Annotated in this window: 15 protein-coding genes; 9 read left to right on the forward strand and 6 right to left on the reverse strand. The window is 63.5% G+C overall.

The features are described from left to right. The first annotated feature begins 21 nt into the window (after positions 1 to 21). The 3 genes from P9273_RS05370 to P9273_RS05380 all read left to right on the forward strand — a co-directional run bounded on the left by P9273_RS05370 (position 22) and on the right by P9273_RS05380 (position 1,610). Positions 22 to 192, forward strand: coding sequence for a hypothetical protein (locus tag P9273_RS05370; protein ID WP_278047964.1), 171 nt, complete (start codon positions 22 to 24; stop codon positions 190 to 192). Positions 193 to 274: 82 nt separating this feature from the next. Further along, positions 275 to 1,105 (forward strand): helix-turn-helix domain-containing protein, encoded by an 831-nt coding sequence (locus tag P9273_RS05375; RefSeq protein WP_278047965.1) that lies wholly within the window; start codon positions 275 to 277, stop codon positions 1,103 to 1,105. An 85-nt stretch (positions 1,106 to 1,190) separates the two neighbouring features. Next, on the forward strand, positions 1,191 to 1,610 hold the full coding sequence (locus P9273_RS05380) for a VOC family protein (protein WP_278047966.1): 420 nt from the start codon (positions 1,191 to 1,193) through the stop codon (positions 1,608 to 1,610). Here the strand turns inward: P9273_RS05380 and P9273_RS05385 are convergent, their stop codons facing one another. After that, complete coding sequence (locus P9273_RS05385; protein ID WP_278047967.1) at positions 1,611 to 3,083, reverse strand: cobyric acid synthase; 1,473 nt, start codon at positions 3,081 to 3,083, stop codon at positions 1,611 to 1,613. Next, positions 3,083 to 3,688: a dimethylsulfonioproprionate lyase family protein gene (locus P9273_RS05390; protein WP_278047968.1), complete on the reverse strand. Its 606-nt coding sequence runs from the start codon at positions 3,686 to 3,688 to the stop codon at positions 3,083 to 3,085. Before P9273_RS05390 ends, P9273_RS05385 begins: the two co-directional genes overlap by 1 nt. 141 nt (positions 3,689 to 3,829) lie before the next feature. Between P9273_RS05390 and P9273_RS05395 the strand changes: the two genes are divergently transcribed. The 3 genes from P9273_RS05395 (at position 3,830) to mmsB (ending at position 6,353) form a co-directional block, all read left to right on the forward strand. Further along, positions 3,830 to 4,999 carry an isobutyryl-CoA dehydrogenase gene (locus tag P9273_RS05395; protein WP_278047969.1) on the forward strand — a complete coding sequence of 390 codons (1,170 nt, stop codon included), beginning with the start codon at positions 3,830 to 3,832 and terminating at the stop codon, positions 4,997 to 4,999. A 13-nt stretch (positions 5,000 to 5,012) separates the two neighbouring features. Further along, positions 5,013 to 5,381, forward strand: coding sequence for a four helix bundle protein (locus P9273_RS05400; protein ID WP_278047970.1), 369 nt, complete (start codon positions 5,013 to 5,015; stop codon positions 5,379 to 5,381). Between the two features lie 87 nt (positions 5,382 to 5,468). Continuing rightward, positions 5,469 to 6,353, forward strand: coding sequence for a 3-hydroxyisobutyrate dehydrogenase (gene mmsB / locus P9273_RS05405; RefSeq protein WP_278047971.1), 885 nt, complete (start codon positions 5,469 to 5,471; stop codon positions 6,351 to 6,353). Between the two features lie 323 nt (positions 6,354 to 6,676). On the opposite strand, the gene P9273_RS05410 is transcribed toward mmsB, so the two are convergent. The 4 genes from P9273_RS05410 to P9273_RS05425 form a co-directional block, all read right to left on the reverse strand. After that, positions 6,677 to 8,056 carry an aspartate aminotransferase family protein gene (locus P9273_RS05410; protein ID WP_278047972.1) on the reverse strand — a complete coding sequence of 460 codons (1,380 nt, stop codon included), beginning with the start codon at positions 8,054 to 8,056 and terminating at the stop codon, positions 6,677 to 6,679. Positions 8,057 to 8,107: 51 nt separating this feature from the next. After that, a complete protein-coding gene (locus tag P9273_RS05415) occupies positions 8,108 to 8,230 on the reverse strand; it encodes a hypothetical protein (protein ID WP_041003987.1) in 123 nt (40 codons plus the stop codon). A gap of 45 nt (positions 8,231 to 8,275) precedes the next feature. Continuing rightward, a complete protein-coding gene (locus tag P9273_RS05420; RefSeq protein ID WP_278047973.1) occupies positions 8,276 to 10,345 on the reverse strand; it encodes a prolyl oligopeptidase family serine peptidase in 2,070 nt (689 codons plus the stop codon). A gap of 72 nt (positions 10,346 to 10,417) precedes the next feature. Next, entirely contained in the window at positions 10,418 to 11,560 is a 1,143-nt protein-coding gene (locus tag P9273_RS05425) for an MFS transporter (protein ID WP_278047974.1), read from the reverse strand. Positions 11,561 to 11,818: 258 nt separating this feature from the next. On the opposite strand from P9273_RS05425, the gene P9273_RS05430 reads away from it, so the two are divergent. The 3 genes from P9273_RS05430 to P9273_RS05440 all read left to right on the forward strand — a co-directional run bounded on the left by P9273_RS05430 (position 11,819) and on the right by P9273_RS05440 (position 17,638). After that, positions 11,819 to 13,396: a trimethylamine methyltransferase family protein gene (locus P9273_RS05430; RefSeq protein ID WP_278047975.1), complete on the forward strand. Its 1,578-nt coding sequence runs from the start codon at positions 11,819 to 11,821 to the stop codon at positions 13,394 to 13,396. Between the two features lie 76 nt (positions 13,397 to 13,472). Next, positions 13,473 to 16,043: a GcvT family protein gene (locus tag P9273_RS05435; protein WP_278047976.1), complete on the forward strand. Its 2,571-nt coding sequence runs from the start codon at positions 13,473 to 13,475 to the stop codon at positions 16,041 to 16,043. Between the two features lie 83 nt (positions 16,044 to 16,126). Then, positions 16,127 to 17,638 carry an ArnT family glycosyltransferase gene (locus P9273_RS05440; protein WP_278047977.1) on the forward strand — a complete coding sequence of 504 codons (1,512 nt, stop codon included), beginning with the start codon at positions 16,127 to 16,129 and terminating at the stop codon, positions 17,636 to 17,638. Positions 17,639 to 17,641: the final 3 nt, after the last annotated feature.

Genomic DNA, 17,641 nt, shown 5'->3' on the forward strand with positions numbered 1-17,641 from the left:
ATCATGTTGGAGGGACCAGACATGAATCTCAGTGCACCCACCCAGCTCGTGTTCATTATTTCGTTGGTCATCGCCATCATCGGCCTTCTTGCCGCTCTTGGCCTGCTTGCATTCATTCCGTTTGCGTCCGTTTGGATCATGCTCATCGCCTATATCGTGCTCGCCGCCGGCTGTTTGATGCGCGGTGCTTGAATTCACAGATCTCGGGCAACTCGGAGCGCCCGGCCCTGCCGGGCGCTTTTGATTTGGGGACACGGTCTGCTAGGCTCGCGGGATGTCCGACGAGACAGAGCGCCACCGCCAGGATAATCGCTCCCCCGCCCTCCATTTCGAGATGGTGCGGCGCAAGCCTGCGGCCTCGCTCGCAGGCATCGTCACCGATATCTGCGGCTATCGGGAGATATGGCCCGGCCATTTCCGCATCGTCGAATATGCCTCGCTGACCGTGCCGCTGGTGATCAGCTTCGCCGAAGCCTTCGCCATCGGGCTCGGCCACACGCCCGGCGATAATGACCGCTACGCCAGCTTCGCCGCCGGCCTCTTTGCCGGGCCGGTCATGATCGAATCCTTCGGCGGTGCCTGCTGTGTCCAGGTCAATTTCACACCGCTCGGCGCCAGGCAATTCTTCGGCCTGCCGATGAGCGAGCTGCGGGATCGCATGGTCGGCCTGGACGATGTGCTGGGTTTTGGCGGCATCGCGCTGCGCGAACGACTCGGCGAGGCGTCGGATTGGGACAGGCGCTTCGACATCGCCGAGAACTATATCGCCGGCCGCCTGACGGAGGCACATGCGCTTTCGCCCGAAATCGCCTGGGCTTACCGGACGGTCATCGCGTCGGGCGGCCGCACCCGCATTTCCGCGCTCGCGGGCGAAATCGGCTGGAGCCGCAAGCATCTGGCGGCCAAATTCGCCGACGCGATCGGCATCGGCCCGAAGACCTTGTCGCGCATCGTGCGCTTCAACCGCGCGCTGTCACTATCGAAGCGGCAGGACGACTGGGCCGACATCGCAGCCGATTGCGGCTATGCCGACCAGGCGCATCTAGCGCGTGAATTCCGCCAGCTTGCCGGCGAAACGCCGACGGGGCTCGCGGCGACGATGTAGCCCTCAGGCGAGGTAACATTTCTTCAAGACGCGGAACCGGCCTTCGCACAGACTGGCATTCATCAACCGACACAGGGAGATTGTCATGCCGACAGCAAACGAAGCACCCCGTCTCTATCCAGCCCTGCGTTGCAGGAACGCGGCCAAGATGATCGACTGGCTCAGCGAGGCCTTCGGCTTTGAACTTCGCGCCCGCTATGGCGAGGGCGATATCGTCCACCACGCCGAGCTCACGTTCGGGTCCTCGATGATCATGCTGGGCACCGCCCGCGACGACGATTACGGCAAGATGGTCGGTGATCCAAGCGGTGGCGGCGGCAAGTCGATCTACGTCGCCGTCGATGACGCGGACGCCGCCTATGAGCGCGCCAAGAAGGCCGGTGCGAAAATCATCCAGGAACTGGTCGACCGCGACTATGGCAGCCGCGAGTTCATCTGCCTCGACCCGGAAGGCAATGTCTGGTCGTTCGGCACCTATTGGCCCAAGGCGGGCGAGAAGGCGTAGTCAGCGCGCCAGCCCAAAAATCGCGTCGCAGTCGAGATGCCGTTCCAGCTCGGCCGCGACCTCGTCCAGCGCCTTCTCGACGTCGGCGCGGTAGTCGATGCCGCCTCCTCTCACGCCAAGGCTCTCCAGATAGGCAGCGCGAAAGGCGTCGGCTGAAAACAGTCCGTGCAGATAGGTGCCGATCACCTTGCCGTCGGCGGAAACGGCGCCGTCCTCGGCGCCGTTGAGGATCGTCGACGGCCGCGCCGTGTCCGGGCCGGTGGTGCGGCCGAGATGGATTTCGTAGCCTTTAAGCGGCAGCCCGAACTGCACCGAATGCGCGCTTGAATTGCGCACGGTCTTTTCAGGCTCCATCTCCGTTTCGATGTCGAGCAGGCCGAGACCCTCGGCCTCGGTCACGCTGCCCTCGATGCCGTCTGGGTCGGTCACCCTTCTGCCGAGCATCTGGTAGCCGCCGCAGATGCCGACGACATGGCCGCCGCGCTTGCGATGGGCGAGAAGATCGCGATCCCAGCCGTTCTCGCGGAATTTGATAAGATCGCCGATCGTCGATTTCGAGCCGGGAATGACCACCAGTCCGGCATCTTCCGGCAGCCTCTTGCCTGGCGGCACGAACACCACCTCGACCTGCGGTTCGGCCTTCAGCGGATCGAGATCGTCGAAATTGGCGATGCGCGCCAGCATCGGCACCGCCACCTTCAGCGCCCGCTTCTCGCCGGCAGCAAGACGCTCGAGCACGACGGAATCCTCTGAAGGCAGCCGTCCGGCCGCCTTCAGCCACGGCACGACCCCGAAACAACGCCAGCCGGTGAACTTTCCGATCGCGCTTATGCCTTCGTCGAACAGCGAGACATCGCCGCGGAACTTGTTGATGAGATAGCCGCCGATCATGCGCCGGTCTTCCTCCGGCAGGATGAGATGCGTGCCGGCGACGGAGGCAATAACGCCGCCGCGATCGATGTCGCCGACCAGGATCACCGGCACATTGGTGCGCGTGGCAAAGCCCATATTGGCGATGTCGCGGCTCCTGAGATTGATCTCGGCCGGCGAGCCGGCGCCCTCGACGATGACAAGATCCGCGCCCTCGCCGACCTTCGCCCAGGACTCCAGCACCGCGTCCATCAGCCCGGCTTTCATCGCCTGGTAGTCGCGCGCCCGCGCCTCGCCATGGACCTTGCCCTGCACCACCACTTGCGAGCCGATATCGCTCTGCGGCTTGAGCAGCACCGGGTTCATATGGACGGTCGGCCTCACTCCGCAGGCTAGTGCCTGCAGCCATTGCCCGCGACCGATCTCGCCCTCGCCGGCTTTGTCGCCAGGAATGTCGGCGACGGCGGCGTTGTTCGACATGTTCTGCGGCTTGAACGGCCTGACCTTCAATCCGCGATTCTTCGCGGCGCGGCAAAGCCCGGCCACCAGCACGGTCTTGCCGACATCGGAGCCGGTGCCTTGTAGCATGATCGCTTTGACCATCAGCCCTTGCCTCCCGAGCCGATGATTGATTTCTGCGCCAGCGGCCCGCCGCGCCAGAGATAGAGCGCCATCAGTGGCTCCTTGCCCGTGCGCATGGCATGGCTGACGTTAGAGGCGTGGTGAATGATCTCGCCGGCGTCGCGAATATGAAAGTTCCCCTCCCCCATCCGCCACTCGGTGCCGCTGGTCAGCGGAATGTAGATTTCTTCCGCTATATGGTGATGGTCGGGATAGACGATATCCGGCCCGAGGATCAGCAGACCGCCAGCGACCGCGTCATTGACGAAATGCCCGCGCGTGCCGAAAACCTCCAGCCAACCGTAATTGTCGATGAAACCCTGCCCGAAATCGGCGGCGGTATAGGTCTGCCCCCAGCGCAGCTCAGCCCGGTGATCGGCAACGAACCGCGCCAGCGGCCTGGCGTTTGTCGGCGCCAGCTCGGCGATGCGATCGAGAAGGCCAAGGCAGTCAATCGCGCGCGGTTCGAGAGAACGGACAGGCATGTCCCAGCCGATGCGCGCGACTTCATCCGCGACGAGATCGCTGTCGACCCTGGCGAGATAGGCATGGAACCGCTCCAGCAACTCATCGAAAATTGTCGGCACGCAAGAGCTCCGTTGGTCATTCCGTGCACAGCCGGTTCTCAACGGCCCGGGTTGCGCGGCGGCATCATTGGTCTAGATTGAACGGCGCGCAAAGCCAAAAACGACAGGCCAGAAGGCCTGAAGCGACAGGGAGCACACGCCATGGACGCGGCAGTCGATGCGGGCGCTGGCCAGTTCGAACTCAATGAGGAACAGCGCGCCATCCAGGAGATGGCTCAGGCTTTCGCGGCGGACCGCGTCGCGCCCAATGCGCTCGACTGGGACAAGGCGAAGCACTTCCCCGCCGATGTGATCCGCGAGACCGGGCCGCTCGGCCTGGGCGGCATCTATGTGCGCGACGATGTCGGCGGCTCGGCGCTTGGACGGCTGGACGCGGTGCTGATCTTCGAGGCCCTCGCCCACGCCGATCCGGCGTTCTCCTCCTTCATTTCCATCCACAACATGGCGGCCTCGATGATCGACCGCTTCGGCTCAGACGAGCAGCGCCAGCGCTTCCTGCCGAAACTGACGTCGATGGAGTGGCTGGCGAGCTATTGCCTGACCGAGCCCGGTTCGGGCTCGGATGCAGCCGCGCTGAAGACGCGCGCAGTCAAAAACGGCGGCGAATATGTGCTCAACGGCGCCAAGCAGTTCATTTCCGGAGCCGGCGACAGCGACCTTTACGTGGTCATGGCGCGCACCGGCGGCGATGGCCCGAAAGGCATTTCTACCTTCGTCGTGCCCAAAGATGCGCCGGGGCTCTCCTTCGGCGCCAACGAGCACAAGATGGGCTGGCACATGCAGTCGACCCGTCAGGTTATCTTCGAGGATTGCAAGGTGCCGGCCGAGAACCTGCTGGCCGCGGAAGGCGCCGGCTTCGGCATCGCCATGGCCGGGCTCGATGGCGGACGGCTGAACATCGCCGCCTGTTCGCTCGGTGGCGCGCAATCGGCGCTCGACAAGGCACTTGCCTATACGGCCGAACGCAAGGCCTTCGGCTCCAAGATCAACCAATTCCAGGCGCTGCAGTTCAGGCTGGCCGATATGGAGACGGAGCTGCAGGCGGCCCGCATCTTTCTCTACGCCGCCGCTTCCAAGCTCGACCGCAAGGCGCCCGACGCCGGCAAATGGTCGGCCATGGCCAAGCGCTTCGTCACCGATATCGGCTTCGACATCGCCAACCAGGCGCTGCAATTGCATGGCGGCTATGGCTATCTGCACGATTACGGCATCGAGAAGCTGGTGCGGGATCTCCGCGTCCACCAGATCCTCGAAGGCACCAACGAGATCATGCGCGTCATCATTGCGCGGACGCTGATTGGTAGGCAGTAGGCAGTAGAGAAAGATGACCGGCAAGATCAACTCGTACAAGGATTTGATCGTCTGGCAGCAGGCTATGGATTTGGCTGTCGGTACCTACACCTTGACCAAGGCATGGCCAAAAGAGGAATTGTACGGGCTGACCAGCCAAATTCGCCGCTCAGCCACGTCTATCCGGGCAAATATCGCGGAAGGTTACGGCCGAGATAACACCGGCTCTTACCAGCAGTTTCTCAGGATAGCGCAAGGCTCGCTCAAGGAGCTTGAGACGCATCTCCAAATCGCTGAACGCATCGGCTTGGCCACTGGTAATGAGGTCCATCATATGCTGTCAGCCACAGAAGCTATCGGAAAAACGCTTCGCCAGCTTATTATCAAGCTCGCACCTGAATAGATTGCCTACTGCCTACTGCCTACTGCCTACTGCCTACTGCCTACTGCCTACTGCCTACTGCCTACTGCCTAACCTGGGAGCACCATTATGACGACGATCGCCTTCATCGGCTTGGGCAATATGGGCAATCCGATGGCCGCAAATCTCGTCAAGGCGGGGCATTCGGTGCTGGGCTTCGATCTCGTGCCTGAAAACCTGACGGTTGCGAAAGAGCACGGTGTGACGGTGATGGCGAACGCCGTTGCTGCGGTGAAGGACGCCGATGTCGTCATCACCATGCTGCCGGCCGGCAAGCATGTTCTGTCGGTCTATGAGGACATTGCGCCCAAGGCAAAGAAAGGCGCGCTGTTCATCGATTCCTCCACCATCGATGTTGAATCGGCGCGCAAGGCGCATGCGATTGCCGCCAAGCATGACCTGCAATCGATCGATGCCCCGGTCTCCGGCGGCACGGGCGGCGCCGCCGCAGGCACCCTCACCTTCATGGCAGGTGGCTCGGATGAAGCTTTCGCTGCCGCCGAACCGATCCTGAAACCGATGGCCGGGCGCGTCGTCCATTGCGGCGGCGACGGCGCCGGACAGGCAGCCAAGATCTGCAACAACATGATTCTCGGCATCTCGATGATCGGCGTCGCCGAGGCCTTCGTGCTGGCCGAGAGGCTCGGCCTCTCGCATCAGGCGCTGTACGACGTCGCCTCGACCTCGTCGGGCCAATGCTGGTCGCTCACCACCTATTGCCCGGTGCCCGGCCCCGTTCCGGCTTCGCCGGCCAACCGCGACTACAAGCCTGGCTTTGCCGCCGCGCTGATGCTGAAGGACTTGAAATTGTCGCAGGAAGCCGCGCAGAGCGCCGGTGCCGTGACCCCGCTCGGCGCCGAAGCCACGCAGCTTTATGCCTTATTCAACGCGCAAGGCCACGCCGGCGCGGATTTTTCCGGCATCATAAATTTCCTGCGCGGCGACAAAAGCTAAACAGCTGCTTTCGAACGGTTATTAGCGGATTTTTTCGACACAAAGCCGGCAAATTTAGATTTGCTTAAGGTCTCGCTAACTCACCGGTAACGATGTGCCTTTAAAACGGACTGCGAGGCGGACATCGCGTCTGCCCGGCGCTCCGGATCAGGTCTCGCGTACCGGAGCCCGTAAGTTTCGCAAGTATCCTGTAGCGAAACGCCATGCGTATCTGGCAGAGCCGCGTTCCCGCCGGGACGCGGTTTTTGCGTTTTGGAGACACCCTCCCGAGTCGTCCAGGAAGGACCGGGCGCCCGATCGAGGAGCGCCCGGCGCAGATTAGCCTAGCGCTTCCGCAAATCCGCATCCGCGAGATCGAGCGCCTTGGCGATGCGCTCGCAAGCCATGTCGATCGTGTCGCGCGTCCAGATCAGCGGCGGCGAGAGAATCATCGTGTCGCCGGTAGCCCGCATCATCATGCCGCTCGCGATCGCATGGTCGCGCACGACGACGGCGGCGCTTCCCGACGGCAGATAACGCTCCTTGGTCGCCTTGTTCTTGACGATCTCGATCGCGCCCATCAGGCCGATCGAACGCACCTCGCCGACCAGCCTGTGCCCGGCGATCCGCTCCTGCAGCGCCTGCGCGAAATAGGGACCGGTGTCGTGCTTGACGCGCTCGACCAGCCCTTCCTTCTCGATGATCTCCAGGTTCTTCAGCGCCACCGCGCAGGCCACCGGGTGACCGGAATAGGTGTAGCCGTGATAGAACTCGCCGCCCTTCTCGACCAGCGTCTTGGCCACACGGTCGCCGACCAGCAGCGCCGACAGCGGCTGGTAGCCGGAGGTTAGCGCCTTGGCGGTGGTGATGGTGTCGGGCTCGACCCCGAAAGTCTGCGCCGCGAACCATTCGCCGGTGCGGCCATAGCCGGTGATGACCTCGTCCAGCATCAACAGCACATCGTATTTGCGGCAGATGCGCTCGACTTCCGGCCAGTAGCTCATCGGCGGGATCTTGACCCCGCCGGCGCCCATTACCGGCTCGCCGATGAAGGCGGCAACCTTGTCGGCGCCGGCCTCGAGGATCGCGTCCTCGACCGCCTTCGCGGCGCGGATACCGAAATCATGGTCGCTTTCGCCGGGCAGCGCCAGCTCATAGCCGTAAGGCATCATCACATGGACGATGTTGGGCACCGCGCCGCCGAGTTGCTTGTGCATCGGCTCCATGCCGCCGAGCGACGTGCCGCCGATCGTCGAGCCGTGATAGGCAGACTTGCGCGAGATGATGCGGTTCTTCTCGGGCTTGCCTTCGAGCGCCCAGTAATGGCGGACAAGCCGAAGCGCCGTGTCGTTGGCTTCCGAGCCGGACGAGCCGTAGAAGACCTGGCCGACGTGATTCGGCGCCAGCTCCGCCAGCTTCTTCGACAACAGCACCGGGGTCGGCGTCGAGCATTTGAAGAAGGAGTTATAGTAAGGCAGTTCCTTCATCTGCGCGTAAGCCGCCTCGGCCAGCTCGTCGCGGCCGTAGCCGACATTGACACACCACAGGCCCGCCATGCCGTCGAGGATTTCGGTACCGTCGGCATCGTAGATGAACGGGCCCTTGGCATGGGTAATGATGCGCGAGCCCGCCTCACGCAGTTCCTTGTGGTCGGTGAAGGGATGAAGGTGGTGCGCGGCGTCAATCTGCTGAAGCTGCTTCAGCGAATAGTTCTGATAAGTCATGGATTTGATCTTTCCTCTTGAATCAATCCGGCAGGAGCCGGGGCGGATTCGTCAGAGGAAGGCAGGCGGCGAATAGCCGATGCGGGCGCACAGCCGCAAAAGCTCGGCGCGAAGGGTCCGCGGTGACGGCGTCACCGCGACCCCGAAGGCGCCTGATGTGCTGAAGCGGATCATGGCGGCAGCTTATGCCGCCTGAGGCCCAAAATTCAAGTCACCCCGTCAGGCAGTCTTATGGAGCGACCGCTGCAGGAAGATGTAGCGCATCGCCGTCTGCGCCGCCTGCGGCCGGCGGTCTCCGCGCCCGCCATGGCCGCCTTCGGTTTCCTCGAAGAACAGCGTCCGGCCATGGCCTGCCTCCTGCAGCCGCGCCGCCATCTTGCGCGCATGTCCAGGATGCACGCGGTCGTCGGCGGTGGACGTCATCAACAGCACCGGCGGATAGGCGACATTGGCCGCGACATGCTGGTAGGGCGAATAGGCGCCGAGCCAGGCCGCCTCCTCCGGGTTCGACGGATCGCCATATTCGGCGATCCACGAGGCGCCGGGCGGCAATTCGGTGTAGCGCAGCATATCGAGCAGCGGCACGTCGATGATGACGGCGCCGAACAGCTCCGGCCGCTGCGTCAGCATTGTTCCGGTGAGCAGGCCGCCATTCGAGCCGCCCTGGATGCCGAGCTGCGCGGCCGTGGTGATGCCACGCCTCACCACATCCTCGGCGACGGCCGCGAAATCGTCGAAGGCGTTCTGGCGCTTGCCCTTGAGCGCCGCCTGGTGCCAAGCCGGACCGAACTCGCCGCCGCCGCGGATATTGGCCTGGACATAGGCGTTGCCCCTGTCCAGCCAGAGCTTGCCGCGGATGCCGGCATAGCCGGGCAGCAGCGGCACTTCGAAGCCGCCATAGCCGTAGAGCAGCGCCGGCACCGGCCCTTTCTGGTCGCGCCTCCGCACCACGAAATAAGGGATCATCGTGCCGTCCTTCGAGCGCGCCTCGAACTGCTCCGAAACATAGGGCGAAGCATCGAAGCGGGCCGGCTGCGACTTCACGGTTTGGAGCGTCTCGCCATTGTCGTCCGACCAGATGATCGAGCTCGGCGTCAGGAAATCGGTGAAGGAAAAAGACACGCTCGAGCCGAAATGGTCGACATGGCTGATGCCGACATTGCCGTTGTCGGGCAGCACCACCGGCTTGAGCGACCAGCCGTCGGCGGTGCGATCGCAGGCGATGACCTTGCCGCGCACATTGTCCATCAGGTTGATGAACAGCCGGTCCTGCGTCCTGGCGAGCCCGGCGATCGAGACGCGATGCGCCGGCGCAAGCACGGTTTCGAACGGACCGAATGCGCTGCTCTCGATCCAGCGGTCGAAATCGACGGAATAAAGCCCGTCGGGCAGGCAGCGCGTACCGTCCGGCGCCGTCCATGGGCTGCGCACCCCGAAGATCAGTTGTCCCTTGAAGACCGCCGTGTCGGTGGCATCGTCGGGCAGCGGGATGCGCCGGTTCTCGCCGGAAGCCAGCCGCAGGAAACTGTGCGAGGTGAAGAAGTCGAGCGTCTTGCCGAGCAGCACATGCCGCTTGTTACCGTCATATTCGACGCCGCCGCCAACCGAGAGATGCTGCTTCTCGCCCTCGAAGATCGGCGTCGCGTCCTCGAGCTTCGTGCCGCGTCGCCAGAGTTTGATGACGCGCGGATAGCCTGACTGCGTCTTGTCTTCGTCCTCGAAAGCCGCCGAGACGATCACCGTATCCCGGTCCAGCCAGGAAAAACCCGACTTGGAAGCGCGCGCGGAAAAACCGCCATCGACAAAGGACCTCGTCGCGATGTCGAATTCGCGCATCTCGCTGGCATCGCCGCCGTCGGGCGACATATAGAGCAGGCAGCGGTCGAAGTCGGGATAGAGCCGGCTTGCGCCGCCGAAAACCCATTTGATGCCTTCTTTCGCCGAGAGCTGGTCGAAATCGATGATCGTCTCCCATTCCGGCTTGTCGGTCTTATAGGAAGCGACGGGCGTGCGCCGCCAGAGACCCAGCGCATTGGTCTTGTCCTGCCAGAAATTATAGACGTAGCCGGCAAGCGCGGCCCCGACCGGCATATTGTCCTCGGCCGTCATCAGCTCGAGCGCGGTTTGGAAGGTCGCCGGATAGGAAGGATCGTCCTGCAGTTCGGCGACGGTCAGCGCATTCTGGCGATGAACCCAGTCCAGCGCTTCCTTGCCGTTGCGGTCTTCCAGCCAGAGGAAGGGATCTTCAGCGGTCAATTCGGGCCGGGCTTTGGTCATCGTGCTGGTCATGCGGGTCTCCATCTGGGGCTCCGCCTACATCGCGTTCGCTGCGTTGATATTCAAGAGCGGTGGCGAGACTGATTACAAAACCCGCCGGCGTACGACCGTCGCCGCCGCCAGCGCGGCGCAGATGGCGCCCAGCGTGACCGGCAGGCCGGCGGCGCCGATGACATCCATCACGCTGCCGGTGAGCGGCGGCACGACGATGCCGCCAAGGCCCCACATCAGCGAAAAGGCGGCATTGCCGGCAACCAGCCCCGAGCCGGTGAAGCGCTCGCCGAGCTCGATGATCGACATCGTGTAGATGCCGTAGGAAACCGCGCCCCAGACAAAGACGCACACCCAGATCAGCGGCGTCTCGATCAACGCCGGCAAAAGCACGCATCCAAGGATAGTCACCGTCACACAGCCGAAGCGTACAAGGCGCGCCGTCAGTCTTTCGGCAAGCAGGCCAAGCGGCACCTGCATGGCGATGTTGCCGGCGATCATTGCCGACAGCAGCGCCGACATGCGCGCTTCGGGAATGCCGTAATGCGTTCCATAGACCGGCAGCAGCGCCAGAATCGCCTGCTCGAAACCGGCGGCGACGACCACAGCCGACATGAGCAGCCAAGCCATTGGTATGAAGCCCAGCACCGAAACCTTGTTCTCGGGCTCATCGACTTTCGGCAGTTGCTTCACCACCGCGGCCAGGCAGGCGCCGCAGAAGACGAAAGCAAGGATGCCGACCAGGAAAGGCGGCCAGCCTTCGGTGCCGACGGCAAGCAGGCAGAGCGGCCCGGCGGCAAAGCCGGCCGAGATGATGGTGGAATAGATGCCCATGACGCGGCCCCGGCGCGACGGCGGCGCGAGCGCAATCACCCAGATTTCGCTGAGCACATAGAGCGGATTGGTCACCACGCCGATCAGGAAGCGCAGCGGAAACCACAGATAGACATTTTGCGTCCAGCCGACCAGCGCCAGCACCAGCGCGGAGAGCGCTGCGCAAGTGAGCGCGGTGCGCCCTGCCCCGAAGCGGCGCGCCAGCCCCGGAATCAGCGGCGAAGACAGGATGAAGCCGACCGGCGTCATCGCCGCCGACAGACCGATCACGGCCGGCGAAACGCCTTGCCGCTGCAGGATGAAGCTGAGCAGCGGATAGGAAAGCCCTTGCGCGATGGCGAACACCGAAACGGTCGCGATCACGCCGGTGATCGCGGCCCACTGCACCTTCTCGCTGCTCATTGAATCCGCCAGAGCCATCAGTCCTGATCCAAATCGGTTGAAGGCTTAGCCGTTGCGGCCGGTCGCTGTAAGGGCCAACTGGCGGCGAAAGCGTATGTTCCAGCCACTCCCTGTCAGGAGAGTCGGCGTTGCCATGACGCTCGCATCCTCCCCTTCCGTCATGTCGCTTCCCTCGCCCTAGTGGTCGCCGCCTCCTCACCGGCAGCATTGCCGCCGGTCCATTATGCCGGCCAATTTCGCATCCTCACGAGGCTTCTCATGACCGCCGCCCTTCATCCCGCCGAACCGGCACTGGCAACCGATCGCGCCCGCCGTGGCGGCCGCGCGGGCAAGCGCGCCGGCGGCTCGGCCGCCTTCGAGCAGCCCGCCTTCCGGCAGTTGAAGAACCCGCTGACGCCGACCAAGCTCGTATCCGACGACGAATTGGAATCGATCCACCTCGCCTCGCTGCGCGTGCTGAAGGAAATCGGCGTCGATGTCCTGCACGAGGAAGCCCGCCGCATCATGAAGGCGCATGGCGCCGATGTGCGCGAAGGCTCGGAGCGCGTGCGCTTCGACAGCGACATGATCCTCGAGCTTGTCTCGCATTGCCCGTCGGAGTTCACGCTGCATGCCCGCAACCCGGCGCACAATCTGCGCTTCGGCGGCAACAACGTCATCCTTTCGATGATGGCTTCGGCGCCCAACTGCTCCGACCTCGACCGCGGCCGCAGGCCTGGCAACCAGGCGGACTACCGCAATTTTCTTCGCCTGGCGCAGATGCACAACATCCTGCAGTGCACCGGTGGCTATCCGGTCGAGCCCATCGACATCCATCCGTCGGTGCGGCACCTGGAATGCATTCGCGACCTCGCCATGCTCACCGACAAGGTCTTCCACATCTATTCGCTCGGCAAGGAACGCAATGTCGACGGCATCGAGATCACCCGTATCGCCCGCGGCATCAGCCGCGAACAGCTGATGCAGGAACCGTCGGTCTTCACCATTATCAACACCAATTCCCCGCTCAAGCTCGACGTGCCGATGATGGAAGGCATCATCCAGATGGCCAGCATGGGTCAGGCGGTGATCGTCACCCCGTTCACGCTCTCGGGCGCCATGGCGCCGGTCACCGTCGCCGGCGCGCTGGTGCAGCAGAACGCCGAGGCGCTTTCCGGCATCGCCTTCGCGCAGATGGTCAAGAAGGGGGCGCCAGTCGGCTATGGCGGCTTCACCTCCAACGTCGACATGAAGTCCGGCGCGCCGGCTTTCGGCACGCCCGAATATATGAAGGCGCAGCTCGTCGGCGGCCAGCTCGCCCGCCGTTACAATATCCCCTACCGCACCTCCAACACCTGCGCCGCCAACACGATCGACGCGCAGGCGGCCTATGAAAGCGTCTTCTCGCTGTGGGGCGCCATCCAGGGCGGCGGCAATCTGATGATGCACGGCGCCGGCTGGCTGGAAGGCGGCCTGCGCTGCTCCTACGAAAAGACCATTCTCGACATCGACCTGTTGCAGATGGTGGCCGAGTTCCTGACCCCGCTCGATCTTTCCGAGGACGCGCTCGGCTTCGACGCCATCCAGGCGGTCGGTCCCGGCGGCCATTTCTTCGGTACCCAGCACACGCAAGAGCGTTACAAGACCGCCTTCTATTCGCCGATCGTCTCCGACTGGCGCAACTTCGAGACCTGGACCGAGGCCGGCTCGCCGACGGCGATGGAGCGGACCAACAAGGTCTGGAAGGAGCGCCTTGCTTCCTACGAGGAGCCTTACATGGATCCGGCCATCCGCGAGGAACTCAACGACTTCGTCGAAAAACGCCGCGCCGAAGGCGGCGCGCCGACGGATTTCTGATCTGCGTTCGGCGAGCAACTGCCCGCCACTCGTCTTTCATTTCTGACTCCACATTGTACAAGACGGACATATCTGTATGAAATCTCACGTAAAAGCGGTTGTCATCGGCGGCGGTGTCGTCGGCTGCTCGGTGCTTTATCATCTCGCCAAGGCCGGCTGGACCGACATCATGCTGATCGAGCGTTCGGAGCTGACCTCCGGCTCGTCCTGGCATGCGGCGGGCGGCTTCCACACGCTGAACGGCGACCCCAACGTCGCCAAGCTGCAGGCCTATACGGTCCAGCTCTACAAGGAGATTGAGGAGCTCTCCGGCCAGTCTTGCTCGCTGCATCTGACCGGCGGCGTCATGATGGCCGATACGCCGGAGCGCATGGACTTCCTGCGGCTTGCGCATGCCAAGGGCCGTTATCTCGGCATGGATACCGAGCTGATCACGCCCTCGGAAGCCAAGGCGATGTTCCCGCTGATGGACGAGAAGAACTTCGTCGGCGCCATGTGGGATCCGGTCGAAGGCCATCTCGACCCGTCCGGCACCACCATCGCCTATTCCAAGGCGGCGAAAAAGCTCGGCGCCGAGATCGTGCTGCGCAACCGCGTCGTCGACCTGACGCAGCAGCCGGACGGCACCTGGAACGTCGTCACCGAACAGGGCACGGTTCACGCCGAGCATGTCGTCAATTGCGGCGGCCTGTGGGCGCGCGAGATCGGCCGCATGGTCGGCGTCGAGCTGCCGGTGCTGGCCATGGAGCACATGTACCTGCTCACCGAACCGATGCCGGAGGTTGAGGAATTCAACAAGTCGACCGGCCGTGAGATGATTGGCGTGCTGGACTTCAAGGGCGAGATCTACACCCGCCAGGAGCGCAATGGCATCCTGCTCGGCACCTATGAGAAGGCCTGCAAGCCGTGGTCGCCAGTCAACACGCCCTGGGATTTCGGCCACGAGCTTTTGCAGCCCGATATCGACCGCATCGCGCCGTCGCTGGAGATCGGCTTCAAGCATTTCCCCGGCATCGAGAAGGCCGGCATCAAGCAGATCATCAACGGCCCCTTCACCTTCGCCCTCGACGGCAACCCGCTGGTCGGTCCGGTGCAGGGCCTGACCAATTTCTGGTGCGCCTGCGCCGTCATGGCGGGCTTCAGCCAGGGCGGCGGTGTCGGCCTCGCGCTCTCCAACTGGATGGTGCATGGCGATCCGGGCTTCGACGTCTGGGGCATGGACGTCACGCGCTTCGGCGAATGGGCGACGCTGCGCTACACCAACGCCAAGGTGCGCGAAAACTATTCGCGGCGCTTCTCGATCCGCTTCCCGAACGAAGAACTGCCTGCCGCCCGTCCCGCGCAGACGACACCGCTCTATGACACGATGCTCGCCAACAACGCCGTGATGGGCGATTCGTGGGGGCTGGAGACACCGCTCTGGTTCGCGCCGAAGGGCACCGAGCCGAAGGACATCGTTTCTTTCCATCGCTCCAACGATTTCGGCCCGATCGGCGAGGAAGTGCGCGCCACGCGCGAGAAGGTCGGCGTCACCGAGATCGCCAACTTCGCCAAATACGAGGTGTCCGGTCCGGGTGCGGAGGATTTCCTCAACCGGCTGATGACCAACCGCATGCCAAAGGTCGGCCGCATCGTGCTCACCCCGATGGTCAACGAGTTCGGCAAGCTGATCGGCGACTTTACCATCGCCAAATCAGGCGAGGATCGTTTCATGATCTGGGGCTCGTCGGCTGCGCAGAAATATCACATGCGCTGGTTCGAGAAGCATCTGCCGAAGGATGGTTCGGTGCGCATCCACCGCTTCGACCAGACGTTGGTGGGTCTCTCCATAGCCGGGCCGAAATCGCGCGACCTGCTGCAGAAGCTTGTCGATGTCGACGTCTCGACCAAGGCCTTCCGCTTCATGGATTTCCGTGAGATGGCGGTCGGCGGCGCGCCCTGCATGGTCAACCGCATCACCTATACCGGCGACCTCGGCTACGAAATCTGGATGGCGCCCGCCTATCAGCGCCTCGTCTACAAGGCGATCAAGGAAGCCGGCGCGGAATTCGGCATCGTCGATTTCGGCATGCGCGCGCTGCTCTCCATGCGCCTGGAGAAGAACTTCCCGACTTGGTTCCGCGAGTTGCGGCCCATCTACGGACCCTTCGAAGGCTCCATGGATCGCTTCATCAAGCTGGAGAAGAACGACTTCGTCGGCCGCGAGGCCGCCGCCAAGGAACACGCCGAAGGGCCGAAGTTGCGCCGCGTCTCCTTCATCGTCGACGCCATCGATGCCGACGTGATGGGTGACGAGCCGATCTGGGCCAAGGTCGGCAAGGATTACGGCACGGTCGAGAAGCCGCATGGCTACGGCGCGCCGCGCTTCGACGAGGCGGGCAAGGAAGTGCGCGGATCGAAGGCCGCCGAAGGCGCTTCCGCCGTGCGCGGCATCGTCGATGGCGAATGGCGTGTCGTCGGCTGGGTTACGTCCGGCGGCTATGCGCATTACGTGCAGAAGTCGATGGCGCAGGGCTATGTGCCGGCCGCCCTTGCCGAGGACGAAAGCGCCGGCCTGTTCGAGATCGAGATTCTTGGCCACCGCCGCCCGGCCCGCATCAATGTCGAGCCGCCCTTCGATCCGAGCGGCGAAAAGATGCGCGCCTGAAGCCGGCAATCGTTGGATTGCGCCGGTTGTTGTGGCATGGTCAAGCCCCGCGACCGGCGCATCAGCACGAGAAGAAGATCCCCTTGCGGCAGCTTGAGAAATGGACGGATTGGCTCTGCGATGAACGGGTCGGTCCTTTCAGCGCCGCGGTCGCGCTAGCCCTACTCTACTGCCTGATCCAGATCGTGGTGATGGCGCTTCTGTCCCATTTCGCGGGCACCGGCGTCGGCGTCGACGATTCCGAACAACTGATGGAAATGAGGTTCCTGGCCGCCGGCTACGGCAGTTCGCAGCCGCCTCTATACACCTGGCTGGCGATCCTTGCGGCCTCGCTGGTCGGAACCAGCGTCCTTGCCCTCAAGATCGTCAAATACGGCTTGCTGGCCGCGGGGCTGGCCGCGTATTTCACCGCCATACGCCGACTTGGCTACTCGAACCGCGCCGCCGCCTCGGGCATGTTCGGGCTGCTTCTGTTTCCCCAGATCTTCTGGGAGATGCAGCACGCCCTCACCCACTCGGTTGCCATATTCTGCTTCACCTCGGTGCTGTTTCTGGCGCTGGTCGAGGTGGAGAAGCGGCGGTCGGCCGTTGCCTACGCGTTCTTCGGCCTGGCGACGGCGGCCGCGATGCTGTCGAAATACAACATCGTCATCTTCCTCGCCGCCCTGTTCCTGGCAGCTCTCTCGGTTCGCGAAACGCGTGAGGCGATCTTCGACCGCCGCTTTCTGATCAGCGTGGCGGTTGCGGTCCTTGCCTGCCTGCCGACGCTTTATTGGAGCCTGACGCATCTTGAAGATCTGCTCGCGCACCAAGGGGGCCTGGGCGTCGCCGAAGGCGGCGACGTCGCGAAAACGGCGCTTCTCGGCATCCGCAGATTGGCCAATGCGATCGTCAATTTCGCTGGATTGCCGGTCGCAATTTTTGCCGTCGCCTGCGTCCTGGCGACTAGAAAGCGGACGGAGCCGCCTCAGCCGGTAAGGTGGCCGGAAAAGCTGTTGTGGCGGGCGATCGTCCTTGGTCTTGTGGTCATGGTGACAGTCGTGTTGGCGGCCGGCATCACCCAGTTTCGCGATCGCTGGATGCTGCCCATCTTCATCCTGCTGCCCGCGGCCCTGGCCATGCGTTTCGACGCCATGGGCCAGAGGGGCCGAAAGACGCAAGCCACCATCGTCTTCGTTGGCGCGCTCCTTGCCGTCCTTGTGCTGCCGCTGAGCTGGTACATGCACCTGCACGGCGGTGACGGCCGCGGCAGCATTGTGCGCATGGACTACCGGTCGCTCTACGACCAGATCAACGCCGATGGACCGGTCAAGACCGTGGTCTCGAGCTGGTTCTGGCTCGGCAATCTGCGCCTGGTCGATGCCGATCTCATCGTGCTCGACGACGAGATACCGGACTTCGCCCGGTCGATCCGCGAGCCGGCTGTGCTTATCCTGACCGACGACAGGGAACCCCCTTCGGATGTTTTCCAAGAGATTGCGAAGGCCGGCTACGCAATGGACACGGTGCATCGCCGCATCACGGTGCCGCAGGCACTCGGCTTCCCGCCGCGCCACGCTATCGTTACCAGGCTGCACAAGAAGACTGCACCGTAAGGT

The sequence above is a fragment of the Mesorhizobium sp. WSM4935 genome (genome assembly GCF_029625735.1).
Lineage (GTDB): Bacteria > Pseudomonadota > Alphaproteobacteria > Rhizobiales > Rhizobiaceae > Mesorhizobium.

Bases quoted from the DNA above. Each gene is read 5' to 3' on its own strand.
- P9273_RS05370 (WP_278047964.1), top strand. From the start codon at position 22: ATGAATCTCAGTGCACCCACCCAGCTCGTGTTCATTATTTCGTTGGTC.
- P9273_RS05375 (WP_278047965.1), top strand. From the start codon at position 275: ATGTCCGACGAGACAGAGCGCCACCGCCAGGATAATCGCTCCCCCGCC.
- P9273_RS05380 (WP_278047966.1), top strand. From the start codon at position 1,191: ATGCCGACAGCAAACGAAGCACCCCGTCTCTATCCAGCCCTGCGTTGC.
- P9273_RS05385 (WP_278047967.1), bottom strand. From the start codon at position 3,083: ATGGTCAAAGCGATCATGCTACAAGGCACCGGCTCCGATGTCGGCAAG.
- P9273_RS05395 (WP_278047969.1), top strand. From the start codon at position 3,830: ATGGACGCGGCAGTCGATGCGGGCGCTGGCCAGTTCGAACTCAATGAG.
- P9273_RS05400 (WP_278047970.1), top strand. From the start codon at position 5,013: ATGACCGGCAAGATCAACTCGTACAAGGATTTGATCGTCTGGCAGCAG.
- mmsB (WP_278047971.1), top strand. From the start codon at position 5,469: ATGACGACGATCGCCTTCATCGGCTTGGGCAATATGGGCAATCCGATG.
- P9273_RS05410 (WP_278047972.1), bottom strand. From the start codon at position 8,056: ATGACTTATCAGAACTATTCGCTGAAGCAGCTTCAGCAGATTGACGCC.
- P9273_RS05415 (WP_041003987.1), bottom strand. From the start codon at position 8,230: ATGATCCGCTTCAGCACATCAGGCGCCTTCGGGGTCGCGGTGACGCCG.
- P9273_RS05420 (WP_278047973.1), bottom strand. From the start codon at position 10,345: ATGACCAGCACGATGACCAAAGCCCGGCCCGAATTGACCGCTGAAGAT.
- P9273_RS05425 (WP_278047974.1), bottom strand. From the start codon at position 11,560: ATGAGCAGCGAGAAGGTGCAGTGGGCCGCGATCACCGGCGTGATCGCG.
- P9273_RS05430 (WP_278047975.1), top strand. From the start codon at position 11,819: ATGACCGCCGCCCTTCATCCCGCCGAACCGGCACTGGCAACCGATCGC.
- P9273_RS05435 (WP_278047976.1), top strand. From the start codon at position 13,473: ATGAAATCTCACGTAAAAGCGGTTGTCATCGGCGGCGGTGTCGTCGGC.